Source organism: Paenibacillus hunanensis, from assembly GCF_014645615.1.
GTDB lineage: Bacteria > Bacillota > Bacilli > Paenibacillales > Paenibacillaceae > Saccharibacillus > Saccharibacillus hunanensis.
In genome coordinates this window covers 91,727-105,539 of record NZ_BMMB01000002.1, presented here as the reverse complement: position 1 = coordinate 105,539, position 13,813 = coordinate 91,727, and the positions used below count along the sequence as shown (strand labels likewise).

Below are 13,813 nucleotides of genomic sequence, written 5' to 3'. Positions count from 1 at the left end.
AAAATGCGTGTTTGTTTACGATATAAATAAAGACATCTTCATTTAAATAACCTTAGAGCTTGGACAACATAGATGGGATAACACTTACAGGAGGCGAGCAGTTTATGAATTTAGGAAATTGTCCTCAATGCGGGAAACTGTATGTACTTAATCTAAAAGGCATGTGCAGCGATTGTATCAAGGATATTGAAAGACAATATGAAGACTGTAATCACTATTTAAAAGAGAACAGAGGAACTACAATTACGGAATTGTCCGAAGTAACAGGAGTATCGATCAAGCAGATTACAACCTTCATTCGAGAAGGACGAATCTCCATCGCGAATGCACCAAATATGGGATATGCATGCGAGGTGTGCGGAACGCTTATTCGAGAAGGCAATATGTGTGATTCCTGTCGTTCGCGTTTAACAAAAGATATTCGTAACGCATATAACGATGGGGATGCTGGCAAAAGTAATCAAGCGGAGAAGACGCAGGGGGCCTATAGAATTGTCGACAAATTCCGGGATAACTAGGAACACTTCCTATTCCTAGTCAAATAACGACAATTCCTAGTACATTTTGAGTGTTAAAACTTGCATAGCTGTGCAGGTCTGGGACTTAAGGAACGAAAAAAATTACTACACAATTAACCACTTTAAGACTATAAAAATTAAGGAAAAAGTGGTCGATAATCTTAGTAACAACAATTCGGTTGCCTTAATGATACCAGGAAATGCAATATTCCGAATATCACCCAACATTCCTGTTATCTCAAAAAGGACTTCCTAATTTTGAAAAGACGATCTATCTTCCCGAAGCAAATGACTCTAAGGAGTAGGAACTCTTTCTCAAATTTACTAAGGAGTGTGTAAAAAACCATGAAAATTAACGATACACAACGTGTAGGCGCTGTTAACCCATACCAACGTACAAACGAAGCAAAGGCCGTAACTGGCGAAAAGAAAACAAGCCGTAAGGACGAAGTGTCCATCTCTCCAGAAGCTATGGAAATGCTGCAAGCGAACACTGCACAAGCAACTGCTGATGCAGAGCGCGCTCAAAAAATTCAAAGTCTGAAAGAGCAGGTAGCTGCAGGCACATACAAAGTCGACGCTGGTGCGCTGGCTGACAAGCTCCTGCCTTTCCTAAAAGGAACGGGGAATTAATAAATGAATGGAACTGTGCAGCCGCTGGTGGCTAAGCTAAATGAACTGAATGATAGCCATCTGCAATTAATCGAACTGGGCGAAAGCAAAAAGCGGGCCGTTATTGACAATCAAATCAATGAATTGATTGCCGTCATGAATCAGGAATCCAAGCTGGCCAAACTGGTTGAGCAATTGGAAAATGAGCGCGAGCAGCTCGTTTACGAATTCCTGCTGGAACGGGGCATCAAGTCCAAGCTGCGGCTTAATCTGACTGAGCTGGCGCGGCTGGTGTTTGATCCCGATGAGAAGCAGCAGTTGCTTGACGCTCGCTCTACGCTGTTCGATACACTGCAACGGTTCCAGCAACTTAATGACCTGAACAAACAGTTGATTCAACAGGCTTTGGAATACGTAGACTTTTCATTGGAAATGATGGCGCTTGTTCCAGAACAGGAAGCGACCTATCAACATCCGGCTGAGAAAGCTTACGGTTTTACTCGTTCCGGATTGTTTGATACAAGAGGCTAATATTTAGGAGGTTCCTATGACATCAACATTTCATTCCATTGAAACGGCTCGCCGGAGTCTGGCTACAAATACAACGTCACTGAGCACTGTCTCTCACAATATTGCTAATGCCAATACAGCAGGATACTCGCGCCAGGTGGTACATACCAGTGCCACGAATCCATTGGAAGCCGTGGCTTTTCGTAATTCGACAAACTCCGGACAACTGGGTACAGGCGTCGAGGCTACTTCGATCAAGCGTGTGCGTTCGATGTTTTTGGATACACAATATCGCGGTGAGAATTCTTCACTTGGAAGCTGGACAGTACGTTCAGACACCCTGGGCAAGCTGGAAAAAGTAATTAACGAGCCTTCCGATACAGGGATGCAGACCGTAATGAATAAGTTCTGGAGTGCATGGTCAAACCTGAGTAAAGATCCTCAGAGCACGACTAACCAGAAGGTCTTGAAAGAAACGACACTGGCATTAACTGATGCAATGAATCAGACCAGCCAGCAGCTGGATGCATTGAGCACGGATCTGACCTCCAGTGTCTCGTTGGATGTATCCACAGTAAACTCCTTGTTAAATACAGTAGGCACCTTAAACCAGAATATTATGAAGATCGAAGCACAGGGCAATGATGCGAATGACCTTCGCGATCAGCGCGATTATGCGATCGATCAGATTTCTAAATATGGTAATGTCACTGTGACTGAGCTGAATACAGGCTATCAAGTGAACTTTGGCGGTCAACAGGTCATTACTGGCGGTACCGTTACTCCTCTTACAGCTGCTGGCGTACAGACAGCATTTGAGGGTGGAACGTTGAACAGCGGAGAAATGTATGGTCTTATGTATTCCCGTGATGTTCATGTTGCAGGTCAAAAAGCACAGCTCGATCAGCTGGCGAATACACTCGCTAACGGCGAATTCAATGTCACATTGCCAGCCGGCTCAGTTATTCCAGAAGGAACCGTGTTAAACGGTGTAACCTACTCGGATGCCGCTGGTAATCGTACGTTAACGTCCGATCTGACCACAACCGTTAAAGGGATTAATGGTCTGCACAAGCTGGGCTACAATAGCTCCAGCCAGCAGGGCGGAGATTTCTTTGGTACGACAGATAATAGCGGCACGATTACAGCCGGCAATATTACACTGAACAAATCGTTACAGGATGATCCAAGTAAAATTGCATTCTCTTTGCGTACTTCCGGTAAAGGCAGTGATGAAAAGGTCGTAGCTGGTAACGGCGGACTTGCTCTGATCATGTCTGAATTGAAGGGTACAAAAATGGACTTTGGTGGAGTTGCGCCAACGACAGTTCAGGATTATTTTAACGGTATTGTCGGTCAGCTGGGTGTAAGCTCACAGGAAGCGAGCCGTCAAACAGATAACTCGCAGACACTTACAGATCAAGTGGAAGCGAACCGTCAGTCGGTAAGCGGCGTATCCCTTGATGAAGAGATGTCTGATCTTATCAAGTTTCAGCACGCCTATACTGCATCTTCCCGTTTCATGACTACGATGGATCAGTTGCTCGAACGTTTGATTAACAGCACAGGTCGTGTTGGACTCTGATAAATGAGGAGTAGATAATAATGGCAATTCGTATTACTTCAAATATGGTGTCCAATCAGACACTTAGCAACCTGAACAAAAATAGAAACACGATGAGTGACCTGAGCATGCAATCCTCTACAGGTCGCAAAATCAATAAAGCATCGGATGATCCAGTAGGAACAACGTATGCGCTCCGCTACCGTGCGGAGCTGGCTGCTACAGATCAATATAAATCGAATACAGACGCTGCACAAAGCTGGCTTGATTATTCGGACACTCTCATGCAACAATCAACAGATGTGATGAAACGTGTAAAAGAGTTAACGATTCAAGCGAGTACTGGTACAACAGATGGTAGTGGCCTAAAAGCGATTAAAGATGAATTAGATGAATTAAAAAAGCAACTGGCTGATGTGGGTAATAGTCAGTTGACTGGAAGATATGTTTTTAATGGCGAAAAGTTCGACGAAAGACCGTATCAATTGGATTCCAGTACAACAAAGTATTCAGATGTAGTCACGGATACTGGAAAAGTTACTTATGGAATCAGTGAGCAAATTTCTATTGGTGTTAGTACCGATGGTAATGAGTTTTTTGGTAAACCAGCAGAAAAAGATAATGCCTTCGCTATCCTCGAACGTTTATCGAGTGCTATTGACAATGTAATGACTACTGGAACTAGAGACTACTCAGCTATTAGTGGTGAATTGGAAAATATCGATTCACGTGCAAATGCGATGGGTGCGGTTCGATCAGAGGTTGGTGCAAAAACGAACCGTGTAGAGCTCGTTAGTAGTCGTTTGGATGAGCGTGAACTCAATGTTACCGATCTGCAATCTAAAGTAGAAGATGCTGATATTTCAGAAGTTATGATAAAAGCAACAACAGCACAAACGATTTATCAAGCAGCTCTGCAGACATCAGCATCAACAATGAAGTTGTCACTCGTCAACTTTTTGAATTAAAATAATAATATTCCATTATCTATTCTCAATGGGTAGTTGATGATGTATATTTGCATTATTGGTAATTAAAAGTACAAAGAAACAGTAGCTTTTTCTCAACCAAGAGGATGATTGGATATTTTTTAAAAGTATTATATATGTTTTAAATAACAAATTTAAAAGACTATGGACTACCTCTGTCCGTAGTCTTTTCTTGAAACTAGGGAGGAATTCATATCATGTCTGATTCACAACTTAATCCGTCTTCGATGTCTGATCAGAATGAGCACGTATTTACATTTGCTAAGGGGATTCCCGGATTCCCGGAAATTACTAGTTATACGTATACTCAACAGGTAGGTTCATTTAGCATTTTACAGCCTGTAGATCAGCCAGAGATTAGTTTTATTTTGTTAGATCCCTTTGCTTATTTCCCACAGTATGAAGTTGAAATTCCGGAAGATGTGATTGGAGAACTGCAAATCACAAATGAAGAGAAAGTAGTTGTACGCAATATTGTGTCTTGGAATAAATTACCGCAGCATCGTGCGGTTAATTTGGTCGCGCCAATTATTTTCAACTTAGATACAATGCAGGCGAAGCAAATTATTTTGCAAAATACAGATTATACGATTCGTCATCCACTGCAACCGAATAAGACAGAGGGGGATGAAGGCTAATGCTCGTTCTATCACGCAAAAAAGGCGAATCTATCATTATCGATGATCAAATCGAGGTGACTATTTTATCTACTGATGCAGATACGATCAAAATTGGAATTAGTGCTCCTAAAAACATAGATATTTATCGCAAAGAAGTTTATCATGCTATTCAGTTAAGCAACCAAAGTGCTGCGGTTAATGCCGAGTTGATTAAAGATTTCCTAAGTGAGAAGCAAGATGAAGGTAAATAATCGATAGATCTTATTATAAAATTAATTAAAAATTAGAAAAAGCTATAAAATAAACAGAGCCTAGCGTCGATATATATTTTAGAGCGGTACAGGTAATGAGTTTTATACGATTGCTTGTTAGTAGCTCAACCACCACATGGATGTGGGATAACTAACTTCAGGGAGGAAATAACAATGATTATCAATCACAACATTCCAGCGTTGAACACACAACGCAACTTGAATCTGAACAGTGCTTCAGCAAGCAAAAACATGGAGAAACTGTCTTCGGGTCTGCGTATCAACCGTGCAGCGGATGATGCAGCGGGACTGTCGATCTCCGAGAAAATGCGTGGACAGATTCGTGGTCTGGAACAAGCACAACGTAACGTGCAAGATGGTATCTCTTTTGCACAAACAGCAGAGGGTGCGATGAACGAAGTCAGCTCCATGCTGGGACGTATGAAAGAACTGAACGTACAAAAGTTGAACGGTACGTACAGCTCTGGCGACAAATCGAACATCAATGCTGAGTTGAAACAACTGGGTACGCAGATCGATAAGATCATGAGTAACACTACGTTCAACGGTATTCACATCACAAGTAGCGTTAAAGTTCAAGCTGACGATAAGTCTTTCTCTATCACAGTAACTGGTATCTCCACTACTGGCTTTAAAGGCTTGAGCGCAGGTACTGCACTTAGTGATATCAGCACTGCAATCGAGAAAGTAGCAACACAACGTGCGAACTTGGGTGCGGTACAAAACCGTCTGGAATACACGTCCAACAACTTAGGAACAACAGTAGAGAACCTGACAGCATCCGAATCCCGTATTCGTGATACTGACATGGCGAAAGAAATGGTAGCACTGTCCAAAAACAACATTTTGGTACAAGCAGCGCAATCGATGCTTTCCCAGGCAAACTCTTCACCACAGGGCGTTCTGTCCTTGCTGCGTTAATCTTCAAATTAAGTACTTCGGAAAAGACTCTGATCAGATCAGAGTCTTTTTCTATTGGATAAATGTATATGCAATAAATATTTAAGATTTAGCGCTACAAATTGAAAATAGCTATAACAAAGTAGAATCGGATATACGATATATATAGTAGAGCAGGACAAAGGATTATGAAATAATGGATTCTTCGAACTAGCTCAGCCACCACAAGGATGTGGGGAAAACCATTTCAGGGAGGAAATAACAATGATTATCAATCACAACATTCCAGCGTTGAACACACAACGCAACTTGAATCTGAACAGTGCTTCGGCAAGCAAAAACATGGAGAAACTGTCTTCGGGTCTGCGTATCAACCGTGCAGCGGATGATGCAGCGGGACTGTCGATCTCCGAGAAAATGCGTGGACAGATTCGTGGTCTGGAACAAGCACAACGTAACGTACAAGACGGTATCTCTTTCGCACAAACAGCAGAGGGTGCGATGAACGAAGTCAGCTCCATGCTGGGACGTATGAAAGAACTGAACGTACAAAAGCTGAACGGTACGTACAGCACGGGCGACAAATCGAACATCAATGCCGAGTTGAAACAACTGGGTACACAGATCGATAAGATCATGAGTAACACTACGTTCAACGGTATTCACATCACAAGTAGCGTTAAGGTTCAAGCCGACGATAAGTCCTTCTCTATTGATGTATCGGGTATCTCCACTAGTGGATTCAAAGGCTTGAGTGCAGGTACTTCTTTGACTAACATCAGCACTGCAATCGAGAAAGTAGCAAAACAACGTGCGAACTTGGGTGCGGTACAAAACCGTCTGGAATACACGTCCAACAACCTGGGAACAACAGTAGAGAACCTGACAGCATCCGAATCCCGTATTCGTGATACTGACATGGCGAAAGAAATGGTAGCACTGTCCAAAAACAACATTTTGGTACAAGCAGCGCAATCGATGCTTTCCCAAGCAAACTCTTCGCCACAGGGCGTTCTGTCCTTGCTGCGTTAATCTTCAAATTAAGTACTTCGGAAAAGACTCTGATCAGATCAGAGTCTTTTTCTATTGGATAAATGTATATGCAATAAATATTTAAGATTTAGCGCTACAAATTGAAAATAGCTATAACAAAGTAGAATCGGATATACGATATATATAGTAGAGCAGGACAAAGGATTATGAAATGATGGATTCTTCGAACTAGCTCAGCCACCACAAGGATGTGGGGAAAACCATTTCAGGGAGGAAATAACAATGATTATCAATCACAATATTCCAGCGTTGAACACACAACGCAACTTGAATCTGAACAGTGCTTCAGCAAGCAAAAACATGGAGAAACTGTCTTCGGGTCTGCGTATCAACCGTGCAGCGGATGATGCAGCGGGACTGTCGATCTCCGAGAAAATGCGTGGACAGATTCGTGGTCTGGAACAAGCACAACGTAACGTACAAGATGGTATCTCCTTTGCACAAACAGCAGAGGGTGCGATGAACGAAGTCAGCTCCATGCTGGGACGTATGAAAGAACTGAACGTACAAAAGCTGAACGGTACGTACAGCTCTGGCGACAAATCGAACATCAATGCCGAGTTGAAACAACTGGGTACACAGATCGATAAGATCATGAGTAACACTACGTTCAATGGTATCAAAATCACAAGTAGCGTTAAAGTTCAAGCCGACGATAAAGCATTCTCTATCACGGTATCCGGTATTAGCAGAACGGGCTTCTCTGGCTTAAATGCAAGCAGCACACTGACTAATATTAGTAATGCGATTGAAAAAGTATCCACACAACGTGCGAACTTGGGTGCGGTACAAAACCGTCTGGAATACACGTCCAACAACCTGGGAACAACAGTAGAGAACCTGACAGCATCCGAATCCCGTATTCGTGATACTGACATGGCGAAAGAAATGGTAGCACTGTCCAAAAACAACATTTTGGTACAAGCAGCGCAATCGATGCTTTCCCAAGCAAACTCTTCGCCACAGGGCGTTCTGTCCTTACTGCGTTAATTGTAACTTAGGTAGGTTTGCGAAAGACCCTGATTTTATCAGGGTCTTTTTGCTTATTTTAGGCGATAAAAGTTAAAGAAAGTATGGTAATAACCGATAATAGAAGTACATAGTTTATTTCTAGTATAATTTTTGCACCTAACATCCATAACGAATAATATTTTGAAACTTTAAGGAGGATATGAAATGAATCCTATTAACAATGCAATTAGTATTGCATCAACAAATTCATACTCCAACTCTCTAAAAGACAATACATCTAAAAATACAGACACCCCTGCTGAGCTGATTGCTGCTGCAAATACAGGCCCTCAGAAGATGGCTGATTCTCAAGTCATCCTACAAGAGTTTCAAAAAACGTTCAATGCTATTCAAGGACCCGCCAGATCTTTAGAAATTTCAATGCACGAAGAAACACACTCTATTATGATCAAAGTGAAAAATAAAGATACAGGCGAGCTAATTCGTGAAGCTCCTCCAGAAAAAGTTTTAGATGCTTTAGCGAAGCTTATGGAAATTACTGGCCTAATTGTCGATAAAAAAGTATAAGGGGATGAAAAAATGGCAGTTACAAGAATCTCGGGTTTAGCAAGTGGCTTGGATATTGATGCTACAGTCAAAAAATTAATGACAGCGGAAAGAATACCACTGGATAAGCTGAATCAACAGCGACAGCTCGTCTCATGGAAGCAAGAGGGGTATCGCGATGTCAGCTCACAGCTGGTTACTTTTCTAAATGATAAGCTTTCTAATTTGAGTTTGAGCGCTTCAATTAATGCTCAAAAAACATCAATTACTGGAGATACGTCATCTGTTTCTGCAACGGCTAACGGAGCTGCTGGTGGATCAACAATGAATGTTAAAGTTTCTCAATTGGCTACAGCAACGACTGTCATTTCTAGTGGTAGCTTAGATGCTAGTGGTGCAAAAGACGGTAAGGGCGGTAAAGACGGTTCATTACTTAAAATGTCAGACGTTACAGGTGGCGACGGTTCTGTCTCCATTTCGATAGGTAGTGGAACGGCTATAAACATTGATTATAAAGCAACCGATAGTGTAAATGACTTTGTACAGAAGATTAATATGAGCAAAGCAGGCGTCACAGCAATTTACGATTCCGGTAGTGGCACGATGTCAATTACTAGCAACTCTACAGGAAGCAGTGCTGTTACTTTAAAGGGAAATGCTTTTGAAAAATTCAAAATCGCAAGCGAAGTTACAAATCAAAGCGATACTAGCACTGCTGTTGGTACAGCTACAATCGGTAAGGATGCCAAAGTAAATATTAATGGATTAGATATGACACAGTCATCCAACCAATTTACCATTAATGGAGTTCAATTGACGTTAAACAGCGTTTCGCCGACTAATCAATCCTCGCAAATTACAGTAACCAGTGATAATGATAAGCTTGTAAGCTCAGTACAGAGCTTTGTGGATGCATATAATAGTGTGCTTTCTTTAATGAATGGTAAGGTAGGAGAAGAACGCTATAACAAATATCAACCACTAACCGATGAACAGAAAAAAGATATGAGTTCTGATGAAATTAAGTTGTGGGAAAGCAAAGCTAAAAGTGGTATGTTAAAAAATGACAGTATACTGGAGCAAACGATCTCCAATATGCGTACTGCTATGGTGCAGGGAGTAACATTGCCCGATGGGAAAAAAATCAGCTTTGCACAATTAGGAATTTCTACGGGGACGTACGAGACAAAAGGAAAGCTCTTCCTGGATACCGATAAGCTAAAGTCAGCGCTCGACACCAACCCTAATATTGTGAATGATTTCTTTGGTACTAATAATGCTGCAAGCACTCAAAATAATAAATTCACTGAAAACGACGGCGTTATTGCTAAAATGAAAAAAGTAACTCGTTCAGCGTTGGAGAATATGGCAAGTACAGCAGGTACTTCTAAAGTGAGCAGTGATACGAATGCTGCATTTTTAGTTAACAGTTTGCTTGGTACTCAATTAACCTCACTAGATCGTCAAATCAGTGATATGACTAGTCGGATCAACGATAAAGAGACGAATTACTACAAAAAATTCACTGCGATGGAAAGCGCTATGAACCGATACAATAATCAGGCATCGTCACTTGCGAGTTTTAGATAGTAATAAGGGGGCAATAAAGTGATTCAATCACCTTATCAAAAATATCAACAGGCACAGACACAGACTGCTTCTAAGCCAAAATTGCTTATTATGTTATATGACGGCGCTATTCGTTTTGTGAAAGCTGGAATGGAAGGCATTGAAGAAAAAAATTACGAAAAAGCTAATAATAATTTGTGTAAAGCTCAAGCTATTATTCATGAATTAATATCAGCTCTGAATTTTGATTTTCCAATCGCTCAGGATCTTCTTGTTATCTATGAATATGTGCTGCATTGTCTCATTGAAGCAAATATCAAAAAAGATATGAAGCTTACACAAGAAGTATTAGAGCATTTAAGTGAACTTCGTGAAAGCTGGCTACAAGTCAGTAAGCTTCCCGAAGCAGTTACAGGTACGTGATGAGTAAAGTGGATGAAACGATGTCTACTCTCCTTGCTGAGTTAAAGCAACTGACTATCGACTTAGTAAGTCGTCTCTCTTTTGCTAGTGAAGAAGAACTGATCGATTTTGTTGATCAACGCGGGCAGATCATTGAAAGAATGGAAAGTTATCGTTCTTCTGTAAATGATCAAGATCAACTTGTTTTAAAAGAACTAGCCGATATGGATCCTTTGATTCTACAAAAAATGAATCAGTTTAAAGAAGAAGCAGGAAACTGGTTAGAAAGACAAGGAGCTATTAAAGTTCAAAAGAATGCATATCATCAAAACTTTGTGACAGATAGCTTTTTTGTTGATCATCGTAACTAATTAAAAATCCACCTGTATACCAGCTACAGGTGGATTTTTCTGTTAAAATATTCATTACAATCTATATGATTCCGATATATTAGGTATGAACCACAATATTAAATATGATAGGTGGTATGATAGTGTCGATGTTAGAATTGAATCTAAGAGCTTTGCAGGAACGATTTCCTCATGTTTCTAATAAGTTACTTGTTCGTGATAAAGAAGTAGACGCGCCTCAGTTTTATACTGAAGCATGGGAAAAAGATATAGCATGGCTTGAAGCTGTTAAAGGTTCAGTAGAAGAATTGAACATTATCTTTGTTTATGGATTTGGACAGGGATTGGGAATTGCAGATTTATTAGAGATGTATCCTGATCGCTGGTTATTTATTTATGAAGAAGATGAACAATCTTTCCTCAATTCCATGGAGAAGTATGACTTTCGAGAATTGATAAATCATCCGAATATACAGTGGGTTTCTGTAGGTGAGAATCAGCTGAACATGTTATTTTATCTAGTATGTAGCTATATGCAGCAAGAAATGGCATTTGTAGCTTTGAGACACTATTTGGATCATCACTATGATGTATTAAAAGAAGTGCAAGATAAATTCAAAGAATATAATCTCGTATTTCAATCTAACAAAAGCACACAGGAACATTTTCAACAAAGATGGATTGAAAATAGCTTATATCAGATTGACGGGATGCTATCAACGCCACCAATTGAAAGATTTATCGATCGATTACCTGATTCTACAGCCATAGTAACGGGTTCAGGACCTTCTTTGCAAAAAGATATTGAATGGCTTAAAAAAATAAAGCCCCATGCTTTAATTATTGCAGCAGGTTCTAGCGTGCAAGCATTGGTGAAAAATGGTATTACTCCTCATATGGTTGTTTTAATGGATGGGGGCGAAATAAACAATAAAGTTTTCCAAAACCCTGAAACACTGCAGCCACCTTTATTGTTTACTTCTTCGGCTTACTATGAAATATCGAATCAGAAGCAAGATAATAAATTATTCGCTATTATGCGAAATGATCAAATTTCACAGTATTATATGGGTTTAGAGCAAGAGCAACTAGTTATTTCTTCTACTCCAACTGTTACAGGAACAGCGATGCAGGTTGCTATTCGCTTAGGTGCGCGGAGAATCATTATGATGGGACAGGATTTGTCTTTCCCTAATGATCAGTTTTATGCTGAAGGCGTGCTTCACTCCGATGCTGATATTATTGAATCTAGTATTAGAAATGCTCCATATGAAGTATTAAATGTACATGGAGGTCATAACCGAACGAATTCTAGCTTCCTTTTTATGAAAAATGCTCTGGAAGAATTGGTAGCAGCTTTTTCTGAAGTAGAATTTATCAACTCTACAAGAGATGGAGCAGCGATTGAAGGAGCAAATTGGAAGCCGATTGAAGAAGTATATGATATGCTCAAAACAAATAATGTTGAACCTAATGTAATTGAGGATATGATTAAGACAGAAAATAATGTTTATGATGGTCAAAAGGCTCAGATGGTAAAACAAAAAATTGTTATGAACAAAAACGATTTGATTATTTTAAAGAATGAGATTAAAGAGATTCAAAAAATGATTAATAAAATTCAAGAACTAAGCCGGACAAAACCGACTAAAGCACAAAAATCACTTGAAACAATTGAGCAATCATGGGGTGAGATCGTTAATCGGGATTGGTTTGAAACAGTATACGATACTATTCTTCCACAGAAGATGGTTCAATTTGATCAGCAATTACCTCAAATTGTTACGGAACGAAACTTAATTCAAAAATCCAATTTAATCTATCAACATCTAGGACATCTATTGAACGAGATTAATTTAAAAATTCCATATCTGGATGAATTATTTGAGAAAGCAATTCAAAGAATTGACAATTTAATTATACAGAGGAATGATAAAAGTGCAGACAGGATTCTATAAAGATAAAAAAATTTTAATTACAGGTGGAACCGGAACTATTGGAGTTCATCTTATCAAAAAATTACTTTTAGATGAGCCTCAAGTTATCCGTGTATTTAGCAGAGATGAATATAAACAATATGAACTGAGTCTGGCTTTAAAAGATCAAAGCTCTAAATTGCGTTTCCTGATTGGAGATGTTCGTGACTACCAAAGGTTGCTGCGCGCTATGGAAGATATTGATTATGTGTTTCATCTAGCTGCAATGAAACATGTACCTTTTTGTGAATATAATCCATTTGAAGCTGTACAAACCAATGTACTGGGTACTCAAAATATAATTCAAGCTTCCATTACGAACAATGTAAAAAGAGTATTATTTACTAGTACAGATAAAGCAATTTCGCCAACAAATACGTATGGAGCTACAAAGTTAACAGGAGAGCGTCTCATAGCTGCGGCAGAATCACAAAAAGGTTCAACACAGACCATATTTTCAGCCGTACGTTTTGGGAATGTAATGGGTTCGAGAGGTTCAGTTATTCCTCTATTTAAACAACAAGTTCTGGATCAAAAGTCTATTACTATTACTGATCCTAATATGCTTCGATATATGATGACTCCTAGCCAAGCTATTAATCTGATTTTAAAAGCGAACGAAATGGCTACAGGCGGAGAAGTATTTGTTCTTAAAATGCCTGTCGTGCGCATCGGCGATTTGGCAAATGCTCTGATTGAGCAAGCAGTAGAAAAGTATGATCTTACGCATCAAACAGAAATCCAGTATGTTGGCCTTCGTCCAGGTGAAAAGCAATTTGAAGAGCTTATGACTATGGATGAGCGTACTATTGCTGAAGAAAATGAAGATATGTACACCATCCCTTCTAGCTTCAAGCATCAATCTCATTTAGAGCGTCGTGAACCTCTTGATTTGCCAATGATTCCTGTAAGTGCGGAAGTTATAAAGCAATGGTTAAGAGAAGAAGAACTTATCTGAAC

At 39.9% G+C, this 13,813-nt stretch carries 16 protein-coding genes; all 16 read left to right on the top strand.

Going from position 1 to position 13,813, the window contains the following annotated elements; all coding sequences use genetic code 11:
• Nucleotides 1-104 precede the first annotated feature (104 nt).
• The 16 genes from IEX62_RS03985 to IEX62_RS03910 all read left to right on the top strand — a co-directional run bounded on the left by IEX62_RS03985 (nt 105) and on the right by IEX62_RS03910 (nt 13,811).
• On the top strand, nt 105-518 hold the full coding sequence (locus IEX62_RS03985; protein WP_188774138.1) for a TIGR03826 family flagellar region protein: 414 nt from the start codon (nt 105-107) through the stop codon (nt 516-518).
• Nucleotides 519-863: 345 nt separating this feature from the next.
• The gene (gene flgM, locus IEX62_RS03980; RefSeq protein ID WP_188774137.1) at nt 864-1,151 is read left to right on the top strand and encodes a flagellar biosynthesis anti-sigma factor FlgM; all 288 of its coding nucleotides are present in this window, start codon (nt 864-866) and stop codon (nt 1,149-1,151) included.
• Nucleotides 1,152-1,154: 3 nt separating this feature from the next.
• Nucleotides 1,155-1,661 (top strand): flagellar protein FlgN, encoded by a 507-nt coding sequence (locus IEX62_RS03975; RefSeq protein ID WP_188774136.1) that lies wholly within the window; start codon nt 1,155-1,157, stop codon nt 1,659-1,661.
• Nucleotides 1,662-1,677: 16 nt separating this feature from the next.
• The gene (gene flgK, locus IEX62_RS03970; protein WP_188774135.1) at nt 1,678-3,225 is read left to right on the top strand and encodes a flagellar hook-associated protein FlgK; all 1,548 of its coding nucleotides are present in this window, start codon (nt 1,678-1,680) and stop codon (nt 3,223-3,225) included.
• Nucleotides 3,226-3,245: 20 nt separating this feature from the next.
• Nucleotides 3,246-4,172 (top strand): flagellar hook-associated protein FlgL, encoded by a 927-nt coding sequence (gene flgL, locus IEX62_RS03965; protein WP_188774134.1) that lies wholly within the window; start codon nt 3,246-3,248, stop codon nt 4,170-4,172.
• A gap of 218 nt (nt 4,173-4,390) precedes the next feature.
• Nucleotides 4,391-4,831 (top strand): flagellar assembly protein FliW, encoded by a 441-nt coding sequence (gene fliW / locus IEX62_RS03960; RefSeq protein ID WP_188774133.1) that lies wholly within the window; start codon nt 4,391-4,393, stop codon nt 4,829-4,831.
• On the top strand, nt 4,831-5,064 hold the full coding sequence (gene csrA / locus IEX62_RS03955) for a carbon storage regulator CsrA (protein ID WP_188774132.1): 234 nt from the start codon (nt 4,831-4,833) through the stop codon (nt 5,062-5,064). The genes fliW and csrA overlap by 1 nt, the downstream gene beginning before the upstream one ends.
• 174 nt (nt 5,065-5,238) lie before the next feature.
• A complete protein-coding gene (locus IEX62_RS03950; RefSeq protein WP_188774131.1) occupies nt 5,239-6,006 on the top strand; it encodes a flagellin N-terminal helical domain-containing protein in 768 nt (255 codons plus the stop codon).
• Nucleotides 6,007-6,249: 243 nt separating this feature from the next.
• Nucleotides 6,250-7,017 (top strand): flagellin N-terminal helical domain-containing protein, encoded by a 768-nt coding sequence (locus tag IEX62_RS03945; protein WP_188774130.1) that lies wholly within the window; start codon nt 6,250-6,252, stop codon nt 7,015-7,017.
• A gap of 243 nt (nt 7,018-7,260) precedes the next feature.
• Nucleotides 7,261-8,028 carry a flagellin N-terminal helical domain-containing protein gene (locus tag IEX62_RS03940; protein ID WP_188774129.1) on the top strand — a complete coding sequence of 256 codons (768 nt, stop codon included), beginning with the start codon at nt 7,261-7,263 and terminating at the stop codon, nt 8,026-8,028.
• Nucleotides 8,029-8,214: 186 nt separating this feature from the next.
• Entirely contained in the window at nt 8,215-8,577 is a 363-nt protein-coding gene (locus tag IEX62_RS03935; protein WP_188774128.1) for a flagellar protein FlaG, read from the top strand.
• Between the two features lie 12 nt (nt 8,578-8,589).
• The gene (gene fliD, locus IEX62_RS03930; RefSeq protein ID WP_188774127.1) at nt 8,590-10,146 is read left to right on the top strand and encodes a flagellar filament capping protein FliD; all 1,557 of its coding nucleotides are present in this window, start codon (nt 8,590-8,592) and stop codon (nt 10,144-10,146) included.
• 18 nt (nt 10,147-10,164) lie between these two features.
• The gene (gene fliS / locus IEX62_RS03925) at nt 10,165-10,548 is read left to right on the top strand and encodes a flagellar export chaperone FliS (RefSeq protein ID WP_188774126.1); all 384 of its coding nucleotides are present in this window, start codon (nt 10,165-10,167) and stop codon (nt 10,546-10,548) included.
• Nucleotides 10,548-10,898, top strand: a complete 351-nt coding sequence (locus tag IEX62_RS03920) for a hypothetical protein (protein ID WP_188774125.1) — start codon at nt 10,548-10,550, stop codon at nt 10,896-10,898. Before fliS ends, IEX62_RS03920 begins: the two co-directional genes overlap by 1 nt.
• Nucleotides 10,899-11,026: 128 nt before the next feature.
• Entirely contained in the window at nt 11,027-12,835 is a 1,809-nt protein-coding gene (locus tag IEX62_RS03915) for a motility associated factor glycosyltransferase family protein (RefSeq protein ID WP_229685606.1), read from the top strand.
• A complete protein-coding gene (locus tag IEX62_RS03910) occupies nt 12,816-13,811 on the top strand; it encodes a UDP-N-acetylglucosamine 4,6-dehydratase family protein (RefSeq protein WP_229685605.1) in 996 nt (331 codons plus the stop codon). The genes IEX62_RS03915 and IEX62_RS03910 overlap by 20 nt, the downstream gene beginning before the upstream one ends.
• Nucleotides 13,812-13,813 lie beyond the last annotated feature (2 nt).

What these genes read in the sequence shown, in the direction of transcription:
- IEX62_RS03985 (WP_188774138.1), top strand. Translation starts at nt 105, where the DNA reads ATGAATTTAGGAAATTGTCCTCAATGCGGGAAACTGTATGTACTTAAT.
- flgM (WP_188774137.1), top strand. Translation starts at nt 864, where the DNA reads ATGAAAATTAACGATACACAACGTGTAGGCGCTGTTAACCCATACCAA.
- IEX62_RS03975 (WP_188774136.1), top strand. Translation starts at nt 1,155, where the DNA reads ATGAATGGAACTGTGCAGCCGCTGGTGGCTAAGCTAAATGAACTGAAT.
- flgK (WP_188774135.1), top strand. Translation starts at nt 1,678, where the DNA reads ATGACATCAACATTTCATTCCATTGAAACGGCTCGCCGGAGTCTGGCT.
- flgL (WP_188774134.1), top strand. Translation starts at nt 3,246, where the DNA reads ATGGCAATTCGTATTACTTCAAATATGGTGTCCAATCAGACACTTAGC.
- fliW (WP_188774133.1), top strand. Translation starts at nt 4,391, where the DNA reads ATGTCTGATTCACAACTTAATCCGTCTTCGATGTCTGATCAGAATGAG.
- csrA (WP_188774132.1), top strand. Translation starts at nt 4,831, where the DNA reads ATGCTCGTTCTATCACGCAAAAAAGGCGAATCTATCATTATCGATGAT.
- IEX62_RS03950 (WP_188774131.1), top strand. Translation starts at nt 5,239, where the DNA reads ATGATTATCAATCACAACATTCCAGCGTTGAACACACAACGCAACTTG.
- IEX62_RS03945 (WP_188774130.1), top strand. Translation starts at nt 6,250, where the DNA reads ATGATTATCAATCACAACATTCCAGCGTTGAACACACAACGCAACTTG.
- IEX62_RS03940 (WP_188774129.1), top strand. Translation starts at nt 7,261, where the DNA reads ATGATTATCAATCACAATATTCCAGCGTTGAACACACAACGCAACTTG.
- IEX62_RS03935 (WP_188774128.1), top strand. Translation starts at nt 8,215, where the DNA reads ATGAATCCTATTAACAATGCAATTAGTATTGCATCAACAAATTCATAC.
- fliD (WP_188774127.1), top strand. Translation starts at nt 8,590, where the DNA reads ATGGCAGTTACAAGAATCTCGGGTTTAGCAAGTGGCTTGGATATTGAT.
- IEX62_RS03920 (WP_188774125.1), top strand. Translation starts at nt 10,548, where the DNA reads ATGAGTAAAGTGGATGAAACGATGTCTACTCTCCTTGCTGAGTTAAAG.
- IEX62_RS03915 (WP_229685606.1), top strand. Translation starts at nt 11,027, where the DNA reads ATGTTAGAATTGAATCTAAGAGCTTTGCAGGAACGATTTCCTCATGTT.